The 24,743-nt window shown below is 68.2% G+C and carries 27 protein-coding genes and 1 tRNA gene; 7 read left to right on the forward strand and 21 right to left on the reverse strand.

The genetic code is table 11. The annotated features are described in order from the left end of the window. Nucleotides 1–155 precede the first annotated feature (155 nt). The 3 genes from ettA to ATL45_RS05825 all read right to left on the reverse strand — a co-directional run bounded on the left by ettA (nucleotide 156) and on the right by ATL45_RS05825 (nucleotide 4,677). Nucleotides 156–1,829: an energy-dependent translational throttle protein EttA gene (ettA, locus tag ATL45_RS05815; protein WP_093152465.1), complete on the reverse strand. Its 1,674-nt coding sequence runs from the start codon at nucleotides 1,827–1,829 to the stop codon at nucleotides 156–158. 266 nt (nucleotides 1,830–2,095) lie between these two features. Continuing rightward, the gene (ssb, locus tag ATL45_RS05820; RefSeq protein ID WP_093152468.1) at nucleotides 2,096–2,494 is read right to left on the reverse strand and encodes a single-stranded DNA-binding protein; all 399 of its coding nucleotides are present in this window, start codon (nucleotides 2,492–2,494) and stop codon (nucleotides 2,096–2,098) included. 152 nt (nucleotides 2,495–2,646) lie between these two features. Continuing rightward, nucleotides 2,647–4,677, reverse strand: a complete 2,031-nt coding sequence (locus tag ATL45_RS05825) for a bifunctional copper resistance protein CopD/cytochrome c oxidase assembly protein (protein WP_093152470.1) — start codon at nucleotides 4,675–4,677, stop codon at nucleotides 2,647–2,649. Nucleotides 4,678–4,769: 92 nt separating this feature from the next. Here ATL45_RS05825 and ATL45_RS05830 point away from each other — a divergent pair, with 92 nt between their 5' ends. After that, nucleotides 4,770–5,312, forward strand: coding sequence for a DUF3558 domain-containing protein (locus ATL45_RS05830; protein ID WP_246025183.1), 543 nt, complete (start codon nucleotides 4,770–4,772; stop codon nucleotides 5,310–5,312). Between the two features lie 125 nt (nucleotides 5,313–5,437). Then, the gene (locus ATL45_RS05835; protein ID WP_093152472.1) at nucleotides 5,438–6,043 is read left to right on the forward strand and encodes a dihydrofolate reductase family protein; all 606 of its coding nucleotides are present in this window, start codon (nucleotides 5,438–5,440) and stop codon (nucleotides 6,041–6,043) included. A gap of 42 nt (nucleotides 6,044–6,085) precedes the next feature. Here the strand turns inward: ATL45_RS05835 and ATL45_RS05840 are convergent, their stop codons facing one another. Beyond that, on the reverse strand, nucleotides 6,086–7,534 hold the full coding sequence (locus tag ATL45_RS05840; RefSeq protein WP_093152620.1) for an MFS transporter: 1,449 nt from the start codon (nucleotides 7,532–7,534) through the stop codon (nucleotides 6,086–6,088). Between the two features lie 246 nt (nucleotides 7,535–7,780). Here ATL45_RS05840 and ATL45_RS05845 point away from each other — a divergent pair, with 246 nt between their 5' ends. Together ATL45_RS05845 and ATL45_RS05850 are read left to right on the forward strand one after the other, a co-directional pair. Next, nucleotides 7,781–8,107: an ArsR/SmtB family transcription factor gene (locus tag ATL45_RS05845; protein ID WP_093152475.1), complete on the forward strand. Its 327-nt coding sequence runs from the start codon at nucleotides 7,781–7,783 to the stop codon at nucleotides 8,105–8,107. Nucleotides 8,108–8,405: 298 nt separating this feature from the next. Then, nucleotides 8,406–8,479 (forward strand) — tRNA-Arg (locus ATL45_RS05850). A gap of 72 nt (nucleotides 8,480–8,551) precedes the next feature. On the opposite strand, the gene ATL45_RS05855 is transcribed toward ATL45_RS05850, so the two are convergent. The 12 genes from ATL45_RS05855 to ATL45_RS05910 all read right to left on the reverse strand — a co-directional run bounded on the left by ATL45_RS05855 (nucleotide 8,552) and on the right by ATL45_RS05910 (nucleotide 16,542). Then, nucleotides 8,552–9,715 carry a site-specific integrase gene (locus ATL45_RS05855; protein ID WP_093152477.1) on the reverse strand — a complete coding sequence of 388 codons (1,164 nt, stop codon included), beginning with the start codon at nucleotides 9,713–9,715 and terminating at the stop codon, nucleotides 8,552–8,554. Continuing rightward, nucleotides 9,715–9,897 (reverse strand): helix-turn-helix transcriptional regulator, encoded by a 183-nt coding sequence (locus ATL45_RS05860; RefSeq protein ID WP_093152479.1) that lies wholly within the window; start codon nucleotides 9,895–9,897, stop codon nucleotides 9,715–9,717. The genes ATL45_RS05855 and ATL45_RS05860 overlap by 1 nt, the downstream gene beginning before the upstream one ends. Before the next feature lie 2 nt (nucleotides 9,898–9,899). Then, nucleotides 9,900–11,381, reverse strand: a complete 1,482-nt coding sequence (locus ATL45_RS05865; RefSeq protein WP_093152482.1) for a replication initiator — start codon at nucleotides 11,379–11,381, stop codon at nucleotides 9,900–9,902. Nucleotides 11,382–11,498: 117 nt separating this feature from the next. Next, complete coding sequence (locus tag ATL45_RS05870) at nucleotides 11,499–12,428, reverse strand: hypothetical protein (RefSeq protein ID WP_093152484.1); 930 nt, start codon at nucleotides 12,426–12,428, stop codon at nucleotides 11,499–11,501. Between the two features lie 14 nt (nucleotides 12,429–12,442). Next, nucleotides 12,443–12,631, reverse strand: coding sequence for a hypothetical protein (locus ATL45_RS05875; RefSeq protein WP_093152486.1), 189 nt, complete (start codon nucleotides 12,629–12,631; stop codon nucleotides 12,443–12,445). Nucleotides 12,632–12,647: 16 nt separating this feature from the next. Then, nucleotides 12,648–12,887, reverse strand: a complete 240-nt coding sequence (locus tag ATL45_RS05880) for a hypothetical protein (RefSeq protein WP_093152489.1) — start codon at nucleotides 12,885–12,887, stop codon at nucleotides 12,648–12,650. A 10-nt stretch (nucleotides 12,888–12,897) separates the two neighbouring features. Then, nucleotides 12,898–13,470: a GGDEF domain-containing protein gene (locus ATL45_RS05885; protein ID WP_093152491.1), complete on the reverse strand. Its 573-nt coding sequence runs from the start codon at nucleotides 13,468–13,470 to the stop codon at nucleotides 12,898–12,900. An 87-nt stretch (nucleotides 13,471–13,557) separates the two neighbouring features. Continuing rightward, the gene (locus tag ATL45_RS05890) at nucleotides 13,558–15,081 is read right to left on the reverse strand and encodes an FtsK/SpoIIIE domain-containing protein (protein ID WP_121505300.1); all 1,524 of its coding nucleotides are present in this window, start codon (nucleotides 15,079–15,081) and stop codon (nucleotides 13,558–13,560) included. Nucleotides 15,082–15,172: 91 nt separating this feature from the next. Then, the gene (locus ATL45_RS05895; RefSeq protein WP_093150108.1) at nucleotides 15,173–15,352 is read right to left on the reverse strand and encodes a hypothetical protein; all 180 of its coding nucleotides are present in this window, start codon (nucleotides 15,350–15,352) and stop codon (nucleotides 15,173–15,175) included. Continuing rightward, nucleotides 15,352–15,612, reverse strand: a complete 261-nt coding sequence (locus ATL45_RS05900; RefSeq protein ID WP_093150103.1) for a hypothetical protein — start codon at nucleotides 15,610–15,612, stop codon at nucleotides 15,352–15,354. The genes ATL45_RS05895 and ATL45_RS05900 overlap by 1 nt, the downstream gene beginning before the upstream one ends. A gap of 64 nt (nucleotides 15,613–15,676) precedes the next feature. Then, nucleotides 15,677–15,898, reverse strand: a complete 222-nt coding sequence (locus tag ATL45_RS05905; protein ID WP_093150099.1) for a hypothetical protein — start codon at nucleotides 15,896–15,898, stop codon at nucleotides 15,677–15,679. Between the two features lie 299 nt (nucleotides 15,899–16,197). Beyond that, on the reverse strand, nucleotides 16,198–16,542 hold the full coding sequence (locus ATL45_RS05910) for a hypothetical protein (RefSeq protein ID WP_093150096.1): 345 nt from the start codon (nucleotides 16,540–16,542) through the stop codon (nucleotides 16,198–16,200). Nucleotides 16,543–16,680: 138 nt separating this feature from the next. On the opposite strand from ATL45_RS05910, the gene ATL45_RS05915 reads away from it, so the two are divergent. Both ATL45_RS05915 and ATL45_RS05920 read left to right on the forward strand, forming a co-directional pair. Next, a complete protein-coding gene (locus tag ATL45_RS05915; protein WP_093150092.1) occupies nucleotides 16,681–17,526 on the forward strand; it encodes a GntR family transcriptional regulator in 846 nt (281 codons plus the stop codon). Further along, entirely contained in the window at nucleotides 17,523–18,173 is a 651-nt protein-coding gene (locus tag ATL45_RS05920; RefSeq protein ID WP_093150088.1) for an HAD family hydrolase, read from the forward strand. The genes ATL45_RS05915 and ATL45_RS05920 overlap by 4 nt, the downstream gene beginning before the upstream one ends. Before the next feature lie 75 nt (nucleotides 18,174–18,248). Here the strand turns inward: ATL45_RS05920 and ATL45_RS38300 are convergent, their stop codons facing one another. Next, on the reverse strand, nucleotides 18,249–18,521 hold the full coding sequence (locus ATL45_RS38300) for a hypothetical protein (protein WP_143121597.1): 273 nt from the start codon (nucleotides 18,519–18,521) through the stop codon (nucleotides 18,249–18,251). Nucleotides 18,522–18,595: 74 nt separating this feature from the next. Here ATL45_RS38300 and ATL45_RS05925 point away from each other — a divergent pair, with 74 nt between their 5' ends. Further along, nucleotides 18,596–18,802 (forward strand): MerR family DNA-binding transcriptional regulator, encoded by a 207-nt coding sequence (locus tag ATL45_RS05925; protein ID WP_177241935.1) that lies wholly within the window; start codon nucleotides 18,596–18,598, stop codon nucleotides 18,800–18,802. Nucleotides 18,803–19,489: 687 nt separating this feature from the next. Here the strand turns inward: ATL45_RS05925 and ATL45_RS05930 are convergent. The 4 genes from ATL45_RS05930 to ATL45_RS38305 form a co-directional block, all read right to left on the reverse strand. Next, nucleotides 19,490–20,260, reverse strand: a complete 771-nt coding sequence (locus ATL45_RS05930; protein WP_093150083.1) for a PIG-L deacetylase family protein — start codon at nucleotides 20,258–20,260, stop codon at nucleotides 19,490–19,492. Between the two features lie 64 nt (nucleotides 20,261–20,324). Beyond that, nucleotides 20,325–21,113 carry an APH(3') family aminoglycoside O-phosphotransferase gene (locus ATL45_RS05935; protein ID WP_093150079.1) on the reverse strand — a complete coding sequence of 263 codons (789 nt, stop codon included), beginning with the start codon at nucleotides 21,111–21,113 and terminating at the stop codon, nucleotides 20,325–20,327. 49 nt (nucleotides 21,114–21,162) lie between these two features. Beyond that, nucleotides 21,163–22,509, reverse strand: a complete 1,347-nt coding sequence (locus tag ATL45_RS05940) for an aminotransferase class III-fold pyridoxal phosphate-dependent enzyme (protein WP_170210168.1) — start codon at nucleotides 22,507–22,509, stop codon at nucleotides 21,163–21,165. 130 nt (nucleotides 22,510–22,639) lie between these two features. Further along, nucleotides 22,640–24,352: an FHA domain-containing protein gene (locus tag ATL45_RS38305; RefSeq protein WP_143121595.1), complete on the reverse strand. Its 1,713-nt coding sequence runs from the start codon at nucleotides 24,350–24,352 to the stop codon at nucleotides 22,640–22,642. Nucleotides 24,353–24,743 lie beyond the last annotated feature (391 nt).

Raw genomic sequence — 24,743 nt, forward strand, 5'->3', positions numbered from 1 at the left:
CAACTCGCGCCGCCGCGGGTTCTGAGCGGTTTCCCGGCGAGGACGGCCCCTCCGCCGTGTATCGGTCATACATCAGGAGGGGCACCCGCAGTCCAGGGAACCGCTCAGGTTCCGCCACCCGCACCGCCACGCAAAACGAGCAAGGAATCAACCATCTAGCCCCGGGTCAGTTTGCGGTGCGTCACTCGGTGCGGACGGGCCGCCTCCGCGCCCAGCCTATCGATCTTGTTCTGCTCGTAGCCCTCGAAGTTGCCCTCGAACCAGAACCACTTCGCCGGATTCTCGTCGTCGCCCTCCCACGCGAGGATGTGCGTGGCGACGCGGTCCAGGAACCACCGGTCGTGGGAAATGACCACCGCGCAGCCGGGGAACTGCTCGAGCGCGTTCTCCAGCGAGCTCAGGGTCTCCACGTCCAGGTCGTTGGTCGGCTCGTCCAGCAGGATCAGGTTGCCGCCCCGCTTGAGCGTCAACGCCAGGTTGAGCCGGTTGCGCTCGCCACCGGAGAGCACGCCCGCCGGCTTCTGCTGGTCCGGGCCCTTGAAGCCGAACGCGCTGACGTAGGCGCGCGAGGGCATCTCGACCTGGCCGACCTGGATGTAGTCCAGCCCGTCGGAGACGACCTGCCAGACGTTCTTCTCCGGGTCGATGTTCGCCCGGTTCTGGTCGACGTACGACAGCTTGACGGTGTCGCCGACCTTGACCGTGCCGGAGTCCGGTTCCTCCAGACCCACGATGGTCTTGAACAGCGTCGTCTTGCCGACACCGTTCGGGCCGATGACGCCCACGATGCCGTTGCGCGGCAGGCTGAACGACAGGTTGTCGATGAGCAGCTCGTCGAAGCCCTTCTTGAGGTTCTCCACCTCGACCACGACGTTGCCCAGTCGCGGGCCCGGCGGGATCTGGATCTCCTCGAAGTCGAGCTTGCGGGTCTTCTCCGCCTCCGCGGCCATCTCCTCGTAGCGGTTCAGACGCGACCGCGACTTGGTCTGGCGGGCCTTGGCGTTGGAGCGGACCCAGTCCAGCTCGTCCTTCAGGCGCTTGGCCAGCTTGGCGTCCCGCTTGCCCTGGACCGCCAGGCGCTCGCCCTTCTTCTCCAGGTAGGTCGAGTAGTTGCCCTCGTACGGGTAGGTGCGGCCGCGGTCCAGCTCCAGGATCCAGCCGGCCACGTTGTCCAGGAAGTACCGGTCGTGGGTCACGGCGAGCACGGCGCCCGCGTAGTTGGCCAGGAACTGCTCCAGCCACAGCACGCTCTCGGCGTCCAGGTGGTTGGTCGGCTCGTCGAGCAGCAGCAGGTCGGGCTTGCTCAGCAGCAGCTTGCACAGGGCGACCCGGCGGCGCTCACCACCGGAGAGGTTCTTGACCTCGGCGTCCGGCGGCGGGCACCGCAGCGCGTCCATCGCCTGCTCCAGCTGGGAGTCCAGCTCCCACGCGTCGGCGTGGTCCAGGTCCTCCTGGAGCCTGCCCATCTCCTCCATCAGCTCGTCGGAGTAGTCGGTCGCGAGCAGCTCGGCGATCTCGTTGAAGCGGTTGAGCTTCTGCTTGATCTCGCCGACGCCCTCCTCGACGTTGCCGAGGACCGTCTTCTCCTCGTTGAGCGGGGGCTCCTGCTGCATGATGCCGACCGTGTAGCCCGGCGACAGGAACGCCTCACCGTTGTTCGGCTGGTCGAGTCCCGCCATGATGCGCAGCACGGTCGACTTACCAGCGCCGTTCGGCCCGACGACACCGATCTTGGCGCCCGGGTAGAACTGGATCGTCGCGTTGTCGAGGATGACCTTGTCACCATGCGACTTGCGCACGTTTTTCATGGTGTAAATGAACTCGGCCATGCCCCGAATCGTAGTTGCGCCCCGTGTCGGGCCGCGCACGCGGTCCCCATGCGCTCAGCGGCCGATCTCTGTCCCTCCTCTCCGCGATGCTGTCCCGCCTCTCCGCGATTCGCAGTGGCGGTACCTTCGGCGTTGATCTTGCGTTTCGCGGTTTCCTGTGGCTGGGTTGCGTCACGGTCCCCTGAGGTGCGGTTGAGCAGGACTGAAGTTGACACCGGATTACTCATCGGTCACTCCTCCTCGGCATCCCTGCTCCGACAGCGGCGTCAACCGCCGGGTGGTGCCACGCCCGCGGGTGCCAGGGCCCGCACCTCGCCATGAGCAGGCGGCGACGCGCGCGCCAGGTCGATGCCGACCGCGGTCGCGTCCATCTCGACCACGGTGCGCCGCTGCCCGCCGGACTCGTACTCACGGGTGCGCAACCGGCCGGTCACCACCACCGGATCGCCCTTGGCCAGGCCGCCGGCCACTCCGTCGGCGAGCCGCTTCCAGCAGTTCACCGTCGTGAGGAAGCGGTCGCCGTCGGTCCACTGGCCGCTCGCCTGGTCGAACCGGCGCGAAGTGGCCACCACCCGGAAGCTGACCAGCCGGTGGCCGCCCGCGATCTCGCGCTCCACCGGTTCGGTTATGGCGTAGCCGACCACGGTCACCTGGGTCTCGTACATCTCCGCCGCCCCTTTCCGCGCAGCGCTCGACCGGCGCTGCCGCCTCGGGAATTCGCGGCCGATCCGCGGCCGCCACCCAAGGCTGCCGGACGATCACCACTCAGCGCGACGGAATTACCACCCTCCGTGCGGATTCCGGCCGATCGGCCAGGTCAGCTACTCCGCTGGTTGTCCTTGTCGGCGAGTCGCTTGAGCATTTCGTTGTACGCGTTCAGCTCCGCGTCGCCGTCCGCATCGGCCTTCCGGTCGATCCTGCGCGCCGCGCGGTTGTCCGCCCGCGACCACTGGATCAGCAGCGCGAGCATCACCACCACCAGCGGGACCTCGCCGGAGGCCCACGCCAGGCCGCCGCCCAGCCGCTGGTCGGCGAGCAGATCGGTGATCCACGGCAGGTCGAGGCCGCGGTAGAAGTCGCCGCCGATCACCGTCGAGGACATCATCAGCGCGATGCCGAAGAAGGCGTGGAACGGCATGGACGCGAAGACCAGCCCGACCTTGCCCATCGGCGGCAGCTGCCGCGGCGCCGGGTCGACGCCGATCACCGGCCAGTAGAAGATGTAGCCGACCAGCAGGAAGTGCGCGTTCATCGCCAGGTGCGCCCAGTGCTGCGTCAGCGCCGCTTCGAACAGACCGGTGAAGTACAGCGCGTAGAACGAGCCCACGAACAGCACCAGCGCGACGATCGGGTTGGTCAGCGCGCGCGTCACCGGCGAGTGCACGAAGGCCAGCAGCCACTCGCGCGGTCCCGGCGGCTGCTCCTTGCCCGCGGGCTTGAACACCCGCAGCGCCAGCGACGTCGGGCCCGCCAGCACCAGGAACACCGGGGCCAGCATGGACAGCAGCATGTGCTGGCCCATGTGCACGCTGAACACCGCGGGCGCGTACTTGCCGATGCCGGAGGAAGTGGCCACCAGCAGCGTCGCGCAGCCGCACAGCCAGGCGATGGTGCGCCCGACCGGCCAGCTGTCGCCGCGCTTGCGCAGCCTGCGCACGCCGACCAGGTAGAGCGCGGCCATGGCCAGCGCGAGGGTGCCGTAGACCAGGTCGAACCGCCAGTCGAACACCAACCGGAACGCGGTCGGCGGTTCCGGCAGCGGGTAGCCGATCAGCAGCTCGGTCCGATCCGGGACGCCCCGCACGACACCGTCCGGCGGCGGGGTGCGCCCGAGCGCGACACCGATGCCGATCGTGGCGAACATGACCAGCGCCTCGACCGCGCCCAGCCGCAGCAACGCGGCCACGCCGGTCTTCTCCTCGATGTGCTGCACCGCGCTGCGCCGCTGGAAGTACCCGAACACGCCGAGCACCACCAGCGCGGCGATCTTGAGCAGCATCAGCAGGCCGTAGTCGGTGGTGAACAGCTGCTCCGGCGTCATCCGCACGAACGCGTTGATCACCCCGGACAGCGCCATCGCCACCCAGCACACCAGCGCGATCAGCGAGTACCGCCGCGCGACCACCGGCAGGTGCGCACCGCGGCGGGCGGCGTGCGCCACCAGGGCCACCAGGCCGCCGACCCACAGCGCCGCGCCGAAGAGGTGGAACAGCAGGCTGTTGGTGGCGATGTCGTGCGAACCACCGCTGGCGGAGTGGCCGGTGGCGATCACCGGGAACAGGGCCAGCAGGCTCAGCCCGAAGGTGACGACCGTCCAGCCCCACGACAGCACGACCCGGCAGGCCAGCACGACCACGAACGCGATCACCGCGGTCAGCAGCCAGGCCTTGGCCTGCTCCAGCGCGTCGATCAGGCCGAACAGGACCTCGAAGTCGAGCACGTCGCCCACCGGGCGCCCGGTGGCGTCCGCGGCGATGAACGGCACCATCAGGACCGCGCCCACGCACCAGACGCCGGCTGCCCAGCCTGCCGTGCGGACCGCGGCGTAGCCGTCCGCGGCGAGCGCGCGCGAGGGCTGCGCGGGGATACCGAAGGCGGCCAGCAGCAGCGCCCCGATGCTCACGACCGCCCCGGATTCGGTGATCACCCGGATCACCGGCAGCCCGTACTGCGTGAACGGCCCCGGATCCGGCAGGCCCAGCAACGCGTAGGAAGCTCCTGCGGAGAGAGCGGTGAGCGCGGCGGCGACCACCGCCGCGAGCACGACGGCGGTGACGATCAGCACGCCCACTGAGCTGGGCGAGCCGCGCCGTTCCGGTTCTTTGTCCAGGGCGGTCTCGGATGGCACAAACCGAGCGTAACCGCCGATTTGAAACGCCCGGTCCGCGGCCGCCGGGTCGACGGATGATCTCCGACCGGGGCGAGCGCTACGGTTACGCCGTGACCGTAGTCCGTCGCTGTGCGCTCATGGTGCCGATGATGCTGCTGTTCACCGCCTGCGCCGAACCGGTGACCGGTGAGCCGGTGCCGGCCGCCGGGTTCCGCGATGAGCCGACGACCTCCGCGAGCACTCCGACCGCTTCCCCGCCCGAGATCGACCCGTGCGCCCTGCTGGCCCCCGAGGACCTGGCGCCGTTCGGCGGCCCGGCCGGACATCCGCACCCCGACCAGCCGTTTCCGGGCGCCTGCACCCACCCGCTGACCAACGGCCCGGCCAATGCCGCGGCGGCGGGCTTCTACGACCCGGTGGCGGCGGTGACCGAACGCCAGCCCGGTGGTGCGGCGGTGGACGTCGAGGGCCGCCCGGCCTGGCTGTACTGCGAGCTGGTCGACGCGCACCAGACCTGCACGGCGGCCACTTCGCTCGGGCCGGACCGCTCGCTGCTGACCATGCTGACCCTGCGGGACGCCTCCGCAGCGGACACCGCCGACCACCTGTTCGGCCTCACCACCGCGGCGCTGCGCCGGTTGTCACCAGCCTGACCAGCGACGACGCTGGTCATCGCGGTCCCGGTCGGCGATCTTGGGAAAAATCTCGGCTCCGCTTGTCGAAATGACCGCCCGCCGTTCGAGGCGTTGACGACGCAATCGACGACGGAGGAGACGAGATGGGCAAGGTGACCACCGGCAGCACGACGATGTCGCTCGACGGCTACATCGCCGGGCCGGGCGAAAGCGGCTTCGACCTGCTGTTCCAGTGGTACGGCAACGGTGACGTCGAACTCCCCTCGGCCAGCCCCGACGTGCCTGCTTTCCGCATCTCCGCGGCGAGCGCGGAGCTGGTCGGGCCGGAGTGGGAGAACACCGGTTCGCTGGTCGTCGGCCGGTACCTCTACGACATGACGAAGGCCTGGGGCGGCCGCCACCCGATGGACGTGACCACGGTCGTGCTCACCCACCAGCGGCCCGACGATCGCCCCGCGGACGACGAGAACTTCGTCTTCGTCACCGAGGGCATCGAGGCGGCGGTGGCGAAGGCGAAGGAGATCGCCGGGGAGAAGGACGTGGTCGTCAACGGCGGGCAGATGGCCCGGCAGTGCCTGGAGGCGGGGCTGCTCGACGAGGTCGGGATCGAGCTGGTGCCGGTCGTCCTCGGCGGCGGCAAGACGCTTTTCGGTGAACTCGCCACCGCACCGGCGGAGCTGGAGGGTCCGGTCGTGGTGGTCGAGGGCACCGGCGTCACGCACCTCCGCTACCGGGTGAAGAAGGTCTGACCGCGAACAGCGCGCCCCGGCAACGGGGCGCGCTGCCGCTCGTCACCGAACAGCGCTCGCGGGTTCCGCGCGGACATCCGGCGCGGGCGTCCGGCGCGGGTGGATCAAGGTGATCAGCAGGCCCGCGACCATCCCAGCCGAGGCGAGCAGAACCGCGGTGAAGCCACCGTTGGCCGCCGCGGCGCGCAGCTGGTCTCCCTGCAATTCCGCGTTCCCGGAGTTGGCGATCGCGATCAGGACGGCCAGGCCGATCGCGTACCCGAGGTTGAGCGTGGTGGTCGCCATGCCGTTGGCGACTCCCTGCTCCTGCGGCGCCACCCCTGAAGAAGCGGTGATGAACATGGCCGTCCAGACGATGCCCTGCCCGACGCCGGAGACGATCAGGCCGGGAACCGCCACCGCGTAGCTGCTCTCCGCGTCGAAGCCGAGGGCCATGAGCGCGGTCCCGACGATGCCGATGGCGAATCCGGTCGACAGCGTCGCCCGGACGCCCAGCCGAGTGGTGATGCGGCCGCCGAGCTGGGTGCCGGTGGCGATGGACACCGACGGGACCAGGAACGCCAATCCGGTTTGCAGCGCGGAGAACCCGTGCACGTTCTGGAACAGCGTCGTCTGGAAGTACGGCAGGGCGCCGAAGGTGCCCATGTAGATGAACGTGGTGCTGACGCCGACCACGAGACTGCGATTGGTGAACAACCGAAGCGGCATCAACGGGTCGCGGCTCCGGGCTTCGACGAGCCCGAAGACGAGGAGCAGGGCGATCGCCAGCGCCGAGGTCACGATGATGCTCGGCGAGGTCCATCCGGTTTCCGGCCCGTTGACCAAGGCGTAGACCAGCAGCGTCGCGCCCGCGGTCACGGTGAGCGCACCGAGCACGTCGAACCGGCGCTTCTCCTCCTGCCGCGCATCCCGCGGAATCACCACCAACGCCGCGATCGCGACGATGCCGGCGAGCGGGACGTTGACGAAGAACACCGCAGGCCAGCCGAAAGCCTGCGTCAGGACCCCACCGAGCAGTGCGCCCGCAGTCAGGCCGCTAGCGCCCGCACCGCCCCAGACCGCTAGCGCCTTGTTGCGCTTCGGCCCTTCCTCGAACAGCGTGTTGACCAGCGACAGCGTCGACGGGAGCAGCAGCGCGCCGCCGATCCCCTGGACGGCGCGGGCGATGATGATCGTTTCCGGGTTCGCGGCGAGGCCACCGGCCAGCGAGGACACGGCGTACAGCGCCAGCGCGAGCACGAACATCCGCCTGCGCCCGAACAGGTCCGCGGCCCTGCCGCCGAACAGCAGGAACCCGCCCGCGAACACGGCGTAAGCCCCGACCACCCACTGCAGGGTCTGGTCCGAGAAGCCCAGGCCGGAACCGATCTCCGGCAGCGCTACGAAAACGATGTTCAGGTCCAGCGAAAAGATCAACTGGGCGAGGGCGAGCAGGACGAGGCTCCAGCCCAGGCGCCGCCCCGAGAGCGGTACAGCCGATAGCGACGACACGACCACAACTCCGTTCGAATGCTCTCGTACAGTCCGACTGTACTAAAGTAATCGAACAATCCCCCTCGGGGAAGCACCACCCCGGGGAAGGCCAGCGAAGGGGCGCATGACCTCGTTGCAGCGAAAGGAAAACCAGACCTATCGCGGATGGCCGCGACCGGGTCGGCAGCAGCCGCCGACGGCCATCACGCCAAGGTTGATGGTTCGACAGTGCGCGTTCTGGCGAACAGTCGATACACTCGTCGCATGGCTGCACGGCATCCGGAACGCGACCAGATCCGGCTGGAAGAGGTGCTCTCCGCCCTGGGGAACCCGATCCGGCTGAACATCGCGCGCATCCTCGGCACCCAGGGCGAGCGCGCCTGCGGCGCCGTGGGAACCCAGCTCGACACCGAGATGTCGAAGTCGACGCTGACCCACCACTGGCGGGTGCTCCGCGACGCGGGCGTCATCTGGCAGCGCCCCGAGGGCCGGGAGAACCTGCTCTCACTGCGGTGGGAGGACCTCAACGCCCTCTACCCGGGCCTGCTCGACTCGATCCTCGGCAGCGCCGCACGACAGGCGGCCTCGTAGCGCAGCCGACGCGAGGGGTCTCCGCTTCCGGTCCGCGGAACATCTCGTCCACGGGACGGGTTCGGGTCATCAGCACCCACCGAGCACACCGGCCGCTGCTGGGCAATGGTCGAGCCGTTCCGCGCACGTCCCGGAGGGCTATCGTGATGCCATCAGCCTGACCAGCGACGACGCCGGTCGTTACGGGCCCGGTTGTCGATCAGCTTGCCGTTCGGCCACGGCTCGGCAACGGTGCGGCGTCGATGCCACGGCGACATCCGGGTACCGCTACCCTCCATGCTTGCAGCTCACCGAACATGCCCCCATAGCTCAGCTGGATAGAGCAAAGGACTTCTAATCCTTAGGTCGCAGGTTCGAGTCCTGCTGGGGGCGCAAACGCCCTGGTGAGCGAAATGGGGGTTGATCTAGTTCAAGATCAACCCCCACTTTACCCCCATCTTCGCCTCAGTCGTCCGGTTCCGTGTCTGCCAGCGCTTCAGCCGTCGCACTGTTGGCCAAGCCCCGGTTCATGTACACGTCCTGCGTCATGCTCGGGTTCTCGTGCCCGAGGTAGTCGGCGATCTCACGAGCGCTCAGCCCCTGCGCGTCCAGCTCCGTGGCGACCAGGTGCCGGAAGGCGTACGGGTGCAGCCCTTCCCAGTCCGACTTGTGCACCGCCTCCCGCAGCTGGCGGCGAGTGTTGTCCGGATCCCGCAGCGTCCCTGTCGACGACGGGTACACCCACTGCGACGTCGACTCGGCGTGACGGCGCTTGAGCAGGTCCATGTACCACTTCGGGGGCATGACCGTCCGCATCCCCGCCTCCGACTTGGTGTGGGGCTGAACGATCAGCCCGACGCCCTTGACCCGGATGACGGTGCCCTCGATCGCGATCGTGCCCGCCTCAAAGTCGACCTTCGTCCAGTCGAGCGCCAGCAGCTCCCCGGTTCTGCATCCCAGAGCCGAATAGCCGTCGATCAACTCCGGCAGGTCTCGGCGAACAGCCTTCTTGTCGGCGCGCAGGTGTGCCCGGAGTCCAGCCAGCTCGGACTTCTCCAACTTCATCCGTTCCCGCTTGGCCGCCGCCTTCGCCTTCTTGCCGGCCTGCGGGAGGACCACCTCAGCGATCGGGTTGGACTCGATCACGTCGTGCCGTACGAACACGCCCATGACCCCTCGAAGCACGACCTTGGCATGGTGTGCGCTCCCGGGACCGGCATCCTTATGGATCTTGCGGAGCACCCGGGTAGCCAAAGCCACCTTGACTTCCAGACCTGCCAGGCCACTCACAGCCGTCTCCAAGTCGCGGGTCCAGCTATCCCGGTAGGTCTGTTTCGTCCGCACCGCCTTATCCGACTCGTCGAGTTCCTTGAGCCAGATGGCAGCCGCTTCTCCCACTGTTGTGGACGCGGTGACCTCGTTCTCGTCTCCTCCGGCTGCCCGTGCCCGATCGCGCAAGGCCTTCTTCAAGATGGCCTTCGCGCCTTCCTTGCTCGAGCCGACCCTCTCGACCGGGCGAACCACCCCGTCGTAGTCGCGATACAGGGTCCGCGCACGCCACTTCTTCGGCGCCAGCTGATAGCAACGGATCTCGCCAGCCGTACCCAGCTCAAGCCGAGGCCTTCCCATCAGACCGCCCCCTCGGCCTGCGCCTCGAACCACTGCTCGACCTCGTCGGGCTTGTAGCGGACGTACTTGCCGATCTTGCGGCCGGGCGGGCCGTAGCCCTTGCTGCGCCACTGGTAGAGCGTGCCGACGGGGACGCCAAGGTAGGCCGAGACGTCCTGGGGGCCCCACAGGTTGCGGATCATGGTCAGTCCTTCCTTTCGGTGGCGTAGCGGTGTTTGCGTGCTTGGCGGGTGCGCTCGGCGATGGCGGCGGCGAGTTCGCGCTCTTCGTCGCTGCGGTGGCCGACAGAGGTCATGTCCCAGTGGTTGACCACGGCGACGGTGTCGGCGGAGACGCCGAGCTCGGCGAGGTTCTGCTCAAAGCGCCATGCCTGGCGGTCCTCGCGGAGCTGCTTGAACGTCGTCGAGTAGACGCGGGACTTGGACAGGAAGTGCCCGCGGAAGGCGAGCATGTGGCACCAGCGCCGCAGGTTGAGCTCAGCGAGCGGGCCGGGGACCTGGCCGCCGTTGTTGCAGGTGGCGCAGTGATCGATCTCCGCGCACGGGCAGGCGCCGGCCTGGTGCTCACCGCCGGGGTGGCAGTCCGGGCAGGCCACCGGCGCACCGAGGTCCCACGCGGTACGCATGATGCGCTTGTGGTGCTCGGTGGTGCGCAGCAGTTCGATCTGGTCGCGGGAGCGGATCGGGCGGTCCGCGGCTTCGGACTTGCCGGTGCCCTTGGTGGCGTACTTCGCCACGTAGGAGGCGATCCGGTCATCGCTGATCGTGCCGCCCTCGTCTTCGAACCGGTGCGCCTGCGCGGGCCGGATCGGGCGGATGTCGACCTGTTCGCCCCAGGCGAGTTCGAGCACCTGGCCGTCCCCGAAGGCCGGAGTGGTGACGATGGTGTCAGCGTGCGCGGCCTGGACGGCGGCAGCCAGGAGCTCGGCCGTGGCCCACGGCGGGGTGGTGTCGGTAGCCCCGTCGGGGCCATCGAGGCGGATCACGGCGTGAAAGTGGATGATCCCGCGCCGCTGGAACTCCGCGACCTTCGCGTAGGAGAGCCGGGCGTGGTCGCCGAACTCGCGGATCGTGTACCCGGCCGCGCGGGCGAGGTGCCGCCGGAGCTTCTGCGTGAAGCGGTTCCACAGCTTCCCGGAGTGCGCCTGCCACAGCACGTGCCCGGTGTAGTCGTAGGCCTCCGGGTCGGTCGGCTGGCCGATCTTCGGGTCGTGTTCGTGGTGGTAGGTGCCGCAGCGGCACGGCGCGAGCTTCCCGGAGGCGGTGGTACGGCGGTTGTGCACCGGCCCGAAGCTGGGGGCGGTGAGGGTGACGAACAGCCGTGGCTTGTCGGCCACCTCCAGCGGGACGCCCTTGGAACCACCGGACAGGCCCGCTCGCATGAGTTGGAAGGCGTCGGCGGCGTAGCGGTCGGAGCAGGCCGGGCAGACCGATTCGCGGCGGTTGCCGCACGGGGACAGGATGTGCCCGCTGGTCTGCGCCGGGCGGCCGTCCGGGCGGGTGAGAACCTGGCCGGTGGTCTTGTCGGTGAGCTGCCACAGGCCCGAGAGACGGACCGGGTGCAGGCAGCCGTAAACGTCTTCGACCTTCGCGCGCCAGTCACGGTAGTCAGGGGCTTGGATGCGCCGCTGGATGCGGTCGACGTCCGGGAGCGTGGGCAACACCATGGGCGGTGACCTCCGAGGGACAGAGCCCGGCGGGCATCACCACCAGGTCCATCCCCGACGGTTCTGCCCGCCGAGCGTGGTTGTGACGTGTTGTCTTCAGTTGTGCCGCAACGGTTTTCAGTCGAAGCTGTGTCCGTTGTGGGTGCGGATCTCCGCCGCGATCTGTGACGCCATCGGTTCCGGCACCTTCGCGGCAGCGCGGACGTCGGCAGCGGTGAACTCACGGCCCTCGCCGGTGGCCTGGGTGTAGGCGTCCCGTACCTTGCCCGCCACTGCATCGGGCAGCAGCTTCAGCGCCCGAGCCGGGATCTCAACCCCAGTGGCCGGGACTGAACGCGCAGGTAGCGAAGGCTCCACCGGAGCGGGCGCCACCGGTTCGGCGACCGCTTCCGGTGCCGGGGCTGGGTTGGCCGGCACGTCTGGCACAGTCTCGGGGGCGTAGTCGTCTGGGGCCTGGTCGGCGGTGGCGTAGATCAGCAACATGACTTCGCGTTGCCGGGCCTGAATGACCGGGATGACCTCGGCGATGCCGTAGACGATGACCGGGATGATCGCGTGCACCGCCGCCGACCCGAGGTTGAACTCCTGCCAGCGGCCCCGCAGCACCGGCGTGATCTGCGGGATGACGTTCATGGCCAGCGTCGAGGCCAGCAGCACCCGCTTGAGCCGCGACCACCACTCGTGATCCGGGGACCGGCCGTAGGAGAGGATCACGGCCTCGAAGTTCAGGATCACGATCAACAGCCCGGCGAACATCGGCTCGACCGTCCACGCAGCCCACCACAACGGATCGGCCTTGGTGGCGTCTCCAGCCAGGAACTTTTGGACACCGGCCGTGGTGAACACCAGCCCGAGCGAGAGGAAGAACCACAGCCCGATCAGGGTCCGCCGTCCCTGCCTCTCCAGCTCCACCGCCCGCAAGTCCGGGTCCCGCACCAGCCCCCGCAGCTCCCGGGCCTCGGAGATCCGGTCACCGAGCCTGCGGACCCGCCGGGTCTTGCCGACCGCCTCCGGCGTGTTCTCCTTGCGCTTGCGACGCAGGCCCACCGTCGACTCCTCTCTTACTCGCTGTGCGGCTTGAACAGGGCGAACAGGCCCCGGATGACCAGCACCAGGACCAGGCCGATCCCGATCGCGATACCGGGACCGACCAACAGCCACACCAGCGCCAGGCCGCCCACGGTGAGGGCCAGGAGGAGCAGGAGCGTCAGAATGGTCTTGCCGGTGACCTCGAAATGAATGTGCTGCACTGTCGTTTTCCTTCCTCTAGATTGGATATCCGCGCTTGCGCATGGCTTCGTCGCGGAGTTCGTCGATCTTCTGCAGGGTCCCCGCGCCGTCGGTGAGCAGCTGCTGAAACTGCTGACGGGTCAGCGTCATCGAGTGCGTGCTCTCGCCCTCCGGGCTGAGCTTGACGATCGTGATCTCAGCTCCCCGGCATCGCGGGTTCACGACGAACAGTTCGCGTCCCCGAGGTCCGTAGAAGCACTGGTAGCCGGTGTCCATATCTGTCCTCTCAGGCCGCCACGGCCGCGCGGGCGGTGTGCTGGCGACTGGTGTGCTTGTCGGCGTACATGCGGTCATCGGCCGAGGCCAGCAGCGCGGAAAGCTGCGCCCTGGACTTCGGAGCGGTCATCACGCCCAGCGAGATCCCCACCTCGACCGGCTGCCCGTCGAGCTCGGTGATCGTGGCCACCGCGGCTTGGAACTCCCGCACCCGGTGTTCGGCCTGCTCCGGGGTCTCCACGCGGCGCAGGAGCACCGCGAACTCGTCGCCGTGCAGCCGGATGGGGATCTCGCCGCGGTGGGCGGTGTCCCGCAGTTTCGCGGCGACGGCGATCAGGATCTGGTCGCCGAAGCGGTGCCCGTGGACGTCGTTGAAGGCCTTGAAGCCGTTCATGTCGCCGATCGCGACGCCGACCAGGCCCCGGCCCCGCTTCATCGCGCGGTTGAACCCGGCCACCAGGGCCGCCCGGTTGCCGAGCCCGGTCAGCGGGTCGGTTCGGGACTGCCGGAACAGCCGGTATGCGCAGGTTCCGGCCGCCACGCTCGTCATGCTGGTGACACCCAGCGCGATCTTTGCCAACATGGGTTGTGCCTCCTTATGCGAGGTAAGGCCCGCCCGGGGATCTCTTGCCCGAGGCCCGGGCGGGCCGCTACTAGTCAGGGAACGTGCTCAGGCGATGTCTTCGTCGTCCTCGATCTCGTCGGCGTCGATGAACTCGATCTCGTCGTCTTCGTCGCCGCTCTCGTCGTCTTCGTCTTCGACCTCGTGTGCTTCGAAGTCGAAGCTGTAGACGTCGGCCGGCACGTCGCGCTCCGGCTCCCCGGCCGGGTTGGTCTCGGTGCGGAGCTCGGTGACGGTTCCCAGTGCGGTGCAGAACGCCACGAGCTCGGCGATATCGGTGTCGCTGCTGTAGGGGGCGCGGACTCGGAGGGGTTCCCGCTTGCCGTCGCGCTTGGCGTAGGCGACACCGGCGAGGATTTCGGGGATCTTGTCGGCGAAGGCGCCCATGTCCCGCATGCCCTCGCCCAGGCACATGTCCACATACGACGCCGAGTCCAGCCGCAGGGCGATCTTGGTGGGGAACAGCCCGCGCATCGGGACGTGTTCTTTGGTCGGTTCCTGCGTTGCGGCGATGATCCGGCCGCCGACCGAGCGGTACTGGGTCAGGCCCTTGGAGATCAGCGGCTCGAACGGGACCGTGACCGCCTTGCCCCCGTAGGAGGTCATCGCGGCCAGCTCATCGCAGATCAGCAGCTCCAGCGGCGTCTGGCGCGACGGGGTGAATGTCCGCACCCCAGCCCGGCCCAGCTCCAGCTTCCGCTTGTCGAGGGTCTTGACGTAGGCCTTCATCAGCGTCAGGCCGTCTTCGTCGTTGTCGGCGAAGGCGTGGAACATCTCCCGGCCCATGCCGAACTCCTGGCCGCCCTTGGGGTCGATCACCCACAGCCGCACCAGCCCGGCGCGGATCAGCGGTGCCAGCGACCGCAGCAGCGACCACAGCCACGAGCCCTTCCCCGCACCCGTCGCCCCACCCAGCAGGACATGGAGGTCCCGCTCCAGCAGGTTCAGCGTGAACTCCCGGCCGTACTCATCGAAGCCCACCGGCAGCCGCCGCAGATCAACTGCGGTCGTGGACTCGGCCAGTGCCGGGAGCGGGATCACCATCTCGTCGAACGGTTCGCACCTCTGGAAATCCAGCGCGAGCTTGCCCGGCTTGACCAGCCGTACGTTGGTCGAGCGCGCCCGGAACGCGTTCGCCAGCCTGTTGATCACTTTCTCGAAGTCCTCCGGTTCCTGGCCCTTGGCCATCCGAACGGTCACCGTGTCCCACGACCATGTGCTTTTCACCCGCGTCACGCGCGGCATGAGCGTGTTGCCCTTGTGGTCGGTGGTGGTCAGGTTGCAGGCGGTCATGATCCGCAGCCATTGCCGCTGGTAGGTCCACCAGCGTCTCCACCACGCCCGCAGCAGGCGACCGGCGAAACGGTCGAAGGTCGGCCGGTCCAGCAGCCGCCACGACACCCCGGCCAGGACCGCGATGCCCACGGCCCACAGCATCGTGTTCAGCCCGAACCAGAACACCGCCGCCGAGCCCACCGCCGCCGACCCCGACGACCGGGGGTGACTGGCCACCTGCCGGATGCCCCACCGGATCGGGGAGGTGTTCTCCGCGCCCACCAACGTGTTCCCCATTGCCGTTCACCTTTCTGCGAGCAAAAACAAAACCGGGGCACCCAACCCCGTTGAAAGGGTTCGGTGCCCCGGCCGAGCAGTGCGCCGGAAATCAGCTCCGGCGCTGGGTCATCTCCATCTTCGCGACCAGGTCGCCCACCGCGTTGCGCGTGTTGTTCAGTGGCGCGCCCAAGCCCTTGGGAACACCGAACTTCCGCAGCGTGTTCACCAGCGACAGCATGGTCGCGTCGATGCGCTTGACCCTGTTGTGCACGTCGTCACCGAATGCCATTACTTCCTCACGTATCCCTTCGCCACGTTCGGACCGCCCTTTTCGGCGATCGCGTCCCGAACCCCGAACAACGTCTGACGAGCCCGATCGGCCAGCTCGGTGATCTCGTCGAAGTCCTTCTTCTGCATCACGTTGGCTTCCAGGAACCGGACCGCCACCAGCTCCCTGTGCAACGCGTCCAGGTGCTCCCCGATCTTCTTCAGCCGATTCACCGCGGGCGTGTTCCTCCGCGCACCCACCGGCACATTCAGCTCAGCCATGCCAACCCCTTTCCTTATCGCGTTTCCCCGATGCACCCCGAGCCGTGGAACCCGAGACCGCCCATCACCGATCACCGTCCTCATCCTGCGGGTGCATGAACTCGACCAGCGCCAGCTGCAACCGCATCAAGTCGTCGCTCGTGTAGTCCTCCAGCGCCGGAAAACCGTGGCCCTCCAACGCCTTTCCGACGTCGTACAGGAGCCCGAGCGTGAACCGAGGGTCAGCACCCCGACCCGAAACACCCGCGCCCCGCAGCGATCCCCGCGCCACCACCGTGCACAGCACCGCCGATCACCCTCGCGACCACAGCTCGCAGAACTGATCCTGCGAGTGCCCGTAGCGCCGCGAGCCGTTGATGTGGCACGCCGGGCAGTACCGCAAACCCACCGACAACATCCCAAACCATCCTTTCCCATTGGAGTCCATCAAGACCCCCGGAATACCCGCAGAATCAGGCAGCCGGGGGCCAGAAAGGCCTCCCCGACGCGACGAATACGCGCCGAAAAAGGCATAGCTCGGCCCACTATGTAATAGTCAAGCTGCAAGACCAGAACGGCCAGAAAGAGAATTCAGAGAGAAGCGGGTCAGCCTGCCAGCTTGATGCCGCTAGCCCGAATGGTCAGACCGGCCCCGCCGTTGTCCATCGGGAACTGCGAGAAACGCGGGTTGTGCAGCTCCACCAGCGCGCCGTCCGTGATCTCCTCCGACGGCTGCGTCTCCAGCGTCACCTTCATCTCGGTGCCCTTGCCCGCCGGACGCCCGTCCTCACGCGGCTTCGCCTTGAAGTAGAGCGCCACCACGTACATCGGCTGGTCGTTGTCGTTCAGCGCGTACTCGGTCTTGCCGTCCTTCGTGTACGTCTTGATCACCGGGTCCTCGACGACCCGCAGCTTGTAACCCTCAAGGACCATCGGCACGTTCCGCAGCATCTTCGCTCCATGAGTTAGGTCTTCAACAGGTGGCCAGCTTGGCTAGCCACGTACAGATTAGACCAGCCTGGCTAGCCATGTCAACAAGTTGGCCAACCTGGCTAGTCAGATCAAGGAGTGGTGCGATAACCTGGGAAAATGACGGAACTAGACCCCGACGACCCGCGCCCGCCGTACCAGCAGGTGGCCAACTCGCTCCGAGCGGCGATCCTGACGAAGAAGCTCATGCCGGGCGACAAGCTGGCGTCTCAGTCCGAGCTCGCAAAGCGCTACGGGGTCGCTCGCATGACCATCCAGCAGGCGCTGCGCATCCTCCGCGATGAGGGCCTTGTCGTCTCTCGGCAGGGGAGCGGCGTCTTCGTCCGAGAGCGGACTGAACGGCCCGTAGGCCTCCGGCCGCACCTTGAGCGCGCGTTCGAGCAGCCCGAGGTGTCGATCGACTTCGCCGGATTCTCGGGCGAGACGCTGCATGGCGCGTTGACCGAGCCCCTCGACAAGATCCGCAGCGGCCACGTCCGCCCGGAGTCGATCCGAGTCCGCCTTCTTGTTCCCGACACCGAGATGCCGTGGACCTTGCCGGCACGAGTCGAGGACATGCAGGACAGCCCCGCATTCCGAAAGCGGGCGAGCGGGATCATGCAGCGCCACACGCTCGCGATCGTCGACGCCGTCAACGAAATGGGCCGACTTGGCCTCGTGCCCGACTCCAAAGCCGAACTCCGCGTCTACCCTGCGGTCCCGCTGTTCAAGCTGTACCTGATCAACAAGTCCGAAGCGTTCTTCGGCTACTACCCGGTGCGGGAACACGTTGTTCAGCTCGACGGCGAAGACACGCCGATTTGGGATCTCATGGGCAAAGACGCGACCTTGTTCCATCACGCGGCCGAGCCGCACGAGGAGTCCTTGAGCGCCTTGTTCATCGAGCAGTCGCAAATGTGGTTCGACAGCATCTGGACGACCGTTGCCCGGGAAGCCCGGCGATGACCACGCCCCGGCAGATCGTCTCCAGCAGTCGCGCCGTACTACTGGATTTTGATGGGCCTGTCTGCGCAGTCTTCGGCGGCCTGCCAGACCACCAGGTCGCCGCAGAGCTGCGTGCCTTCTTCGAGAGCGCTTTGCCGGATGCGGTGGACGAGAGCCGTGATCCCTTCGATGTCCTGAAGTACGCAGTCGCTACGGGCAGCCATCCAACCGCTGTAGAGCGGCGGCTCACCGAGCTGGAGACCCGTGCTGTGACCATGGCCCCTGAGACGGCAGGTGTAGCTGACGTCCTCGACACCCTCGCGCAGCAGGCGGTCCCGGTGGTCATCGTGTCGAACAACTCCGCGGCTGCCGTAGAGGCCTACCTCCAGGAGCATGACCTGGCGAGCAAGGTTGCAGGCGTATCGGCACGCGAGAGCGCCGACGTGGACAAGCTCAAGCCGCAGCCCTATCTCCTGCTGCAAGCGGCGAGCTTTCTTGGCCTTCGGCCCGACGACTGCGTGATGATCGGCGACTCAGCCACTGACATCGAGGCTGCGCGGAGTGTCGGTGCGGCGAGTGTCGGCTACGCGAACAAGCCAGGGAAGCGGGCGAAACTTCTGAGGTGCGAGCCGACTGCTGTCATCGATCGGATGGCAGAACTGATCTAGAGCTCGGCAGGCGATCTTAGCGGCGCTACGCGATCAATGTCGGTAGCGCCGTTTTCGCGTGCGTTGTTGGTGTTCTCAGTCTGCGGCGTCGACGATGAACGGTTCGCCTGGGTCGGTGCGAAGAGCGGATGCGAGTTTGTCCAGTTGCTCAGCCAGTCGGTTGCGCTGCTCTGGGGAGTACCGCCCTCCGCCCAGTTCGAACGCAGCGTCGTCGAGTGCCCATTGAACCGTGCGGGCCTGTGCGGCGAGCTCAGACGCCGCGCCTCCGCCAAGTGCGCGCAGCGCATCAACCGCCTGGGCTGCAAGCCGTGCGTCAGATGCCATCTCCACCTCCAACAAGGCAAACAAGGCAATCAGGGTATTCCCTGTCTATCGAGGCTAGCAAGGCAGCGCCAGCCGTTCGGGGCACTGACGATGAGCGAATGACCGACCGGGACGCGCCGCTGATCTCAAGCACCGAGCTCGCTGCAAAGCTGGGCTTGGCACGGCGGACCATCTCGCACTACGCGAAGCAGGGACTGATCACGCCTGCGCTGATTACACCTGGCGGTCAGTACCGATGGCGCTACGAAGACGTCGTCGCTGAGATGCGCGCACTCGCGGAGAAACGCCGCCAGGAGCAGGAGTAGCAACCGGCGGTTATCCGAGCTCGGACGTGCCTGTGGTGTGCGTGTTTAAACTTTCTCTACTTCATCAAGGGCGGCCCCTGCGGGGCCGCCTGCCTGCTGTATGCGAGCCCAACCGCGGCCGCCGCCCCGCTGTCTGCGAGCCCGGTCCAGCCGACGCCGACCGGGCGTGCGGCTGGCGCCGGTCCCGGCCGGCGTCGGCGGACCGGCCGCGAGCGGTGGGGCGGCGGCCGCGGTTGGGCGCGAGGCGGAAGGCAGGCGGCCCCGCAGGAGCCGCAGAAGTGGAGAACTAGAGCCCGGAAGTCCCGGCCGCACGTGGTCGGCTGGGCGAGCCGTCGAGGTACGGTGCTGGGCACGTCGCCGAGCTGGTCACCTTGCCACTCCAGCCGGGTGCCGTGCCGTCCCGTTCTGCACGGGGTCGCCTGGCTGTGGTCCCGAGCGAATCCCCCACTTTACCCCCACAAATCAACGTCAAACGTCCATTGCTATCACCTGACAACAAGCATTCGCTTTCGCAAAATCGCCTGGCCACAGCACGTACCGGCAAGTGTCCTCAAGCGACAGAAAACGACTTCGCCTAATCCTTAGGTCGCAGGTTCGAGTCCTGCTGGGGGCGCAAGAGCCCCGGTGAGCGGGGTGGGGGTTGATCCGGTTCGCGGTCAACCCCCCACTTCTTGCTTCGACCGACGTTCAGCTGTGCAGTACTTGGACAGCTGAGTCGGGCTCGGCGGGCGTGTTCTGGGACGACAACAGGCGCTCGAATCCGGTTGCACCGTCCACCGAGGACGTCCACAGGCGCTCGGCACGCTCACCGTCCACTCCGGCGTGCGATCGCAACACCGGCAACACCTCGTCGGGCAGCTGGGAGGGGAAGAAACCGACCCCGCGCTCCTTGGTGTTCCAGACCGGGCCGACGTCCACCACCAGCGGGTGGCCCGTCGACGGCGGTGGCTCGGTAGCCGCGTACGGCAGGTCCTCGTACCAGATCAGCTCCGCCGACCAGTCCCCGGCCAACGTCGTCACCGCGCCCAGCACCGCCGCGTGGTCGACGTGCCCGCCCATCGCCAGCGGGGCCAGCACGAAGTCCGGGCGCACCGAGCGCACCGCGCCGGCCAGGAGCGCGACGACCGCCGACACCACGTCGGCAGCCGGCTCGGCTCCCATCTCGGTGTCGTCGTCGTAGCCGCGCAAGCTCGCGTCGGGCAGGTCACCTCGGTCCACCCGCACGCCCGCCCAGCGGGCCCATTCGTCCTCCTCCCGCGCGCGCACCTCCGAAGCCACGACGTCGCCGTGCGCCGCGCAGCCCGGTGCGTAGCGGGTGCGGCCGAAGAAGGTCACTGCGGACAGTTCCGCCGCACCGCGCAGTCGTGCCACCACGCCGCCCAAGGACCACGCGATGTCGTCCGGGTGCGGGGAGAGGAGCAGGACGCGCGCGGGCAGCGCTGGTTCGACACCGGACAACCGGTCCTCCCGTAGCGAACTGCGCTCGGACCCGGCTCTGAACCGGGTTCGGCGGCAGGGTCTTTCAGATGAACTCGTCCACCAGCCGGTAGAAGGAAAAACGCCGCTCGTCGATCTCGGCCAGCCCGTAGCGGCGGAGGAACACCTCGGCGCAGTCGGGGTCGTAGCCCCACTCGCGGGTCTCCTCGCCGAGATCGCGCAGGACGATGGCGAGATCCAGCCACCGGTCCGCCACTCCCAGCCGGCCGACGTCGATGACTCCGGTCACCGACTTGCCTTCCGGGTCGACCAGCACGTTGTCCAGGCACAGATCGCCGTGGCACACCACCACGTCCACCTCGGGCGGTGGCGGCGTGGCGTCGAGCTTGGCCAGCAGCCGGTCCCCGGACCAGCCGTCGTGCTCCGGATCGAGGTCGTCGAGGTCGACCGTGCCCCGCTCCACCGCTGTCCGCGCACCGGCCAGGGAGCTCTCGAGCCCGCGGTCGAACGGGCACTCACCGGCCGGGAGCTCGTGCAGAGCGCGGGCGAGGTCGGCGACCGACTCCAGCACGCGCGGCAGCTCGTGCGGTGCCCAGCCACCGGCCACCGGGCGCCCCGGGACCATCGTGGTCACCAGCCACTGGAGGTCCTCGGACTCACCGAGCTCCACCACCTCCGGCACCGGGATGCCCCGGCCCGCGAGCCAGCCCAACCGCTCCGCCTCGTTGCCCGGGTGGAACCGGAGGTCGTCCGGGTCGCGCGGCGGCGTGGTCTTGACGTAGTAGGTGCGCCTGCCCTCGACCCGGTAGATCGCCGTTCCGTACGACCGCTGGGCGATGCGCTCCCAGCGGCCGTCGCGGACGTCGTCGGTCACCAGCGGAACCGGTGCCGCGCCGCGACGGCCGCCAGCGGGCGGAGAACCCTCAGCCACAGGCCGGCAGGGGTCGGGGGCTGATCCCCGGAGTCCGCTCGGCGATCTGCCGAACCGTCTCCTCGATGCTCTTCAACACGCGGTCATCGTCCTCCAGCGCGCCGCCGAACGCCTCCGCGGCGAACTGGGCCTTGCGGTCGAAGCCGATCTCGGACACCTCGAACTCCGTCGTCGCGGCGACCTTGCGCGCGCCCTTCTCGAAAGCGGTGAGCGCGTGGTCGACCTCCGCCTCGCCGAACGCGGCGGTGACCATCTGGGTGCCGCTGTCCTCGAAGTACGCGCCGTGGTCGAACGCCGCGCGGTAGATGTCCCAGGACAGCGCCTCGGACGGCACCACCACGTCGAACATCATGGCCGGACCGCCGACCCACGCCGGGATGCCGACCGAGGCCAGGATGTCGCGCATGCCGTCCATGAGCAGCTTGCCCATGCGCTGGCAGCGCTCGTGCTCGGTGCCGTCGGCCAGGAAGTCCTGCACCGCCAGCGCCGCGGCCATCGGAGGGACTTCGCGGGTGTAGGTGCCACCGATGCCCGCGTCGTCGTAGGCGTCGATCACCTCGGCCTTGCCGAGCACCGCGGAGAGCGAGTGCCCGTTGGCCATGCCCTTGCTCATGGTGATGATGTCGGCGGGCACCTCGCCGGTGCCGTTGACGCCGTTCGGGCCGTACCGCATCGAGGTGATCACCTCGTCCAGCATGAACAGCACGCCGTGCTGGGCGCAGAACTCCGACAGCTCGCGGTAGTAGGCCGCGTCGAACCAGGCCGGTTCCGGGGTGACGAAGACGCCGGCGATCTCGTCGGCGAACTCCGCGACCAGCCGCTTGAACGCGGTCTTGTTGTAGCCGAAGCAGGCCACTCCGCTGCCCGCGTCGTAGCCGATCTGCAGGTACGACTGGTGCCAGTCGTGCCAGCCGTGGAACCCGGACGTCAGGATGAGCTCCCTGCCGGTGGCCGCCCGGGCCAGCCGGATGGCCATCGTCGTCGCCTCGGAACCGCTCTTGCCGAACACCACCTTCTCCCCGGCCGGGAAGCGCTCGCACAACCGCTCCGCCAGCTCGATGCGCGGCAGCGACAGGGTGCTGGCGAACACGGTGCCGTAGTCCTGGATGTAGTCGGTGATCGCGGCCGAGACCAGCGGGTGGCAGTTGCCGAGCAGCAGCGCACCGCTGGCCGCGGTGACGTCGAGGCTGCGGTTGCCCTCCACGTCGGTCATCCAGGAGCCCTCGGCGCGGCGGTAGATCGCCGGGAACCGGGTGCCGATGTCGTACTTCTCAGCGGCCGTCACCCGGCGGGCGCGCTCGATGAGTTCCTGATTGGTGTGGCCGGCAGCAGTGGTCATCCACGTTCCCTTTCCGTGTCCGGGCGCACGCACCCGGCAGCAGGTGGCCAAGCACCGCTCCGGGCGGTGGCACGGCTGGTCCGCCCCACCGCCCGGTTCGGCGGCGGGTCCGGTGGTGATCGATGTCGGGTCAGCGGGCGAGAGCGCCCGTCCCACCCATCTCCGCGTTGGCGTCGGTGTCGGCCGCGTCTTCGGCATCGCGGGCCGCGGGGTGCAGCGGGTGCAGCGGCGGCAGCTGGTCGGCGTGGAGCCGGCCACCGCGCACGAACAACCGCCGCCAGTCCGAGTAGTCCAGGGTCAGCAGCGAGTGCCGGACCCGGCGGCTGGAGTCGACGGTGGCCGCTCGCGCGTCCACCGAGATCCCGTTCGCGTCGGCGATCTCCTGGATCCGCTCGGCGCCGAAGTTGATCGGCGATGCCTGGCTGAACTCCACCGCGCTGACGTTGAGCCACGCCTCGGAGTCCCGCTTGATCGCATCCGCCAGCGTGCGGATCGCCTGCTCCGGGTGGATCCCGGCATCCCGGTCCTGCCAGTACCGCAGCACCCGCGCGCTGTGGCCGACCATCCCGGTGTTCGCCCCGCCGCTGGTCAGGAAGTGGCCGTTGCCGAAGGAGTCGCCCGCGACGACGCCGTTGACGGCCAGCCGGGCGTCGTCACCGATCCGCTCGACCAGGCTGAACAGCTTCGGCCCGTAATCCATCCGGATCTTGGCCAGTTCCGCCTTCGGCAGTTCGAGGATCTCCGCGGCCTGGTCGATGAAGTACTCGTAGAGCAGCTGCTGGTAGGTCGCGAAGTACTCGGGCGAATTCGGGTCCGTGCCCGCGGGCAGCACGCCCTCCTCGACCGGGTCGAACGTCCGGAAGTCCGGTACCTGCACCAGGATCCAGCCGACCTCGGGGTCGTTCTCGTGGCCGACGGCGAGCTGCCGCACCCAGTACTCGGTGCCGTCGTCGTCGAACACCGACGAGATCCGGCGCCGCAGCCTGCCGTCGACGAGCACCTCGACGAAGGCGGCCAGGTAGTCGGCCTGGGCCACCACCGGGCCGCGGCCGTCGTCGTGGTCCACGAGGACGTCGTGCTGCTCGAAGCCGAGCCGTTCGGCGTCGCTGGAGTAGAAGCCCTCGGCGACCACGAACAGCTCCGGCACGCCGAGGTCGATGATCTCAGTGCCGGGCACGCGCCGGCGGGCGAACCTCCCGCGGAAGTCCAGTTCCCGCACCTGCTCGATGCGGATCCGCTTGCGGCCGTCGCCGCAGTCGAGGAAACCGTCGTCCTCGGCTTCCACCACCCGGTGGTTCAGGAACAACCGCACTCGGGGCCTCGCGAGACCGCGCGCCAGGTCCATCTCCTCGATCTTCTCCAGGTAGCGGCGCAGGAGCCGCAGGAGTTCCGAGGCCGCGGTCTGGAACGTGGAGGGGCCGTCCAGCACCGCGTTGATGTCGTCGCGGATCTTGCTCGCGTCCGGCTCCGGCGGCAGCGCGGGCGGATCGTTGCGGATGATCACCCGGTTCGGCTTGCCGTCGACCCAGCGGTCGTCGATGAACTCCAGGTGCTCGATGGCGCCCACCAGGTGCAGGTCGGTGACCAGCGAGCTCACGATCTCGTCGGCCGCGACGTTGCCGCCCGACGTCTTCGGGCTGTAGAAGGTCTCGGCGAGCCGGAAGAGACGCCCGTCCGCCAGCCGCGGGATGCCCGCTTCCCCGTAGGTGTCCAGCATCATCCGGTCGATCAGGCCGAGCTGGTGGTAGACGTCCTCGCGGATGTTCCAGTGCACGCCGAGCGCCGGTTCACCGCGCATCTCCACGCCGACCGCGCGGCGCCCCATCGCCACGGACCACAGCATCGCCATCATGTTGGTGGCGCCGAGCCCCAGTGCCAGGAAATCCGGGGAAGGGATCTGCTGTCCCGGGGCATCGGCTCCCGAGGACGCGTCATCGGCACGTCGAGGCCCACCCACAGCTACCTCCGGACGACTAGACAAGTTCACAACCCCCCGGTCATCGCGTCACGCGAAACAACGTATCTGGTGGAGAACGTGGAAAATTGAAGTACTTCCGAACACCAGTCGCATGATTGACGCGGCACCAGTCAAGCAATCGGTCGGTGCCGCGTCAAGAAGTTTACCGGAAATTCTGCGCGGCACCGCGAAAACCTGTGAACACCAGCGGAATCTATCCCCGGGAACGTCGCGCCGGGTAGAGTCGCCGAGGCCGATCCACGGCTTCCGTACACGG

It is taken from the genome of Saccharopolyspora antimicrobica, from assembly GCF_003635025.1.
Classification (GTDB): Bacteria; Actinomycetota; Actinomycetes; order Mycobacteriales; family Pseudonocardiaceae; genus Saccharopolyspora; species Saccharopolyspora antimicrobica.